General features: G+C 31.6%; 1 protein-coding gene. It reads right to left on the bottom strand.

The annotated features are described in order from the left end of the window. Positions 1 to 1,045 (bottom strand): major outer membrane protein (locus CAMP18497_RS08150; protein WP_337213732.1); only part of this gene is annotated, 1,045 nt, incomplete at its 3' end. Positions 1,046 to 1,296 lie beyond the last annotated feature (251 nt).

A 1,296-nucleotide genomic window follows, 5' to 3' on the forward strand; every position in this document is an offset into this window, starting at 1 on the left:
TGCCTGCTGTATATTCAGTTTTACCGCCGATATAGTCAAATCCTACTCTTAGTGTTTCAGCAAAAGTATAACCTAAACCTGCAAAATAGAAGAAGTTTTCACCTACAGATCCAGTTAATTTGCTGCCATCAGAGTAGAAAATTTGTTCACCTGGAGCAATCACTCTACCTTTATCTTCTAAAACTACCAAACTACCTTTATCTTTTTCACCATAACCAACTATACCTGCTTGGAAATCAAATGCTGAAATATTTGCTTGAATTTGAGCAGCATAGAAGTTACCATTGTCTAAAATTAAACGTTTTTCTTTTTCACTATCAACACTATTCCCTAAGTATTGAGCTTGGATTTTGAAATTAGCATCATTAAATGCAAATTTATAGCTAGCATCTACTGCATATAAGAATGCCCAATTATTTGAATAAGCAGCCCAAATTTGGAATGCAAATGGATCAAAATCACCTAATACAGCACCGCCATATAGTGAAGACTTAGCAATATTGATTCCATCTTCAATTGCAGTATCACCATCATCTTCAGCATTAAAGCTATCAAACCAATAACCTGCGAAAGTTAAACCTTCAATAGAGTTATTAACTACTTTAGCTCCTGTTCCTACTAAGTCATCAGTCCAAATAGAACCAACTTCCATTTTACCGAAAGTTACATTTGTAGCATAAGCTTCATTTGTATATTCTAAGTAAGCTTGTTGAACATTGAAAGTTTTATTTGTAACTGTTTGATTGCCTGTACCAAAGCCAGCTTCATTTGTGCTGTATTGGAATTGAACAAAAGCTTTAAAGTTATCATCTAAAGCTGCTTTGAAGTTTAATTGAGATTTAAATCTGTGTTTGTTTTCTTTGGTGTTGTTATAACCTTCCGCTTGAACTGCATTACCAATTTCTTGTCTATCAGATTCAAATCTGTATCTGAACATTCCTGATACATCAACATCTTTTATAGCTTCTTCAAGTGAAACAGCGTTAGCTGCTGAAAAAGCACCTGCAGCTAAAGCTGCTACTAAACTAAGTTTAACTAGTTTCATGAGAATTCTCCTTATTAAAATTAAAACTATGGCTTGTATTATAGCATAGTTTTATATAAGAATTCTTAAAGTAAATAAAAACAATATAAAATATATTAGATTATATAGTATTAATATAAGTAGATAGATATATCTTTAAAGATCTAGTTTGAAACTAGATCTTTAAAAACTAAGGAGTTATCTATGAATGTTTGCTTTTACAAATGTAATTATGCTCTTTGATAGTTAATGTATGGAAACTGAGGGAGTTA

Source organism: Campylobacter sp. W0066.1, assembly GCF_024723635.1.
GTDB classification, from domain to species: Bacteria; Campylobacterota; Campylobacteria; order Campylobacterales; family Campylobacteraceae; genus Campylobacter_D; species Campylobacter_D lari_C.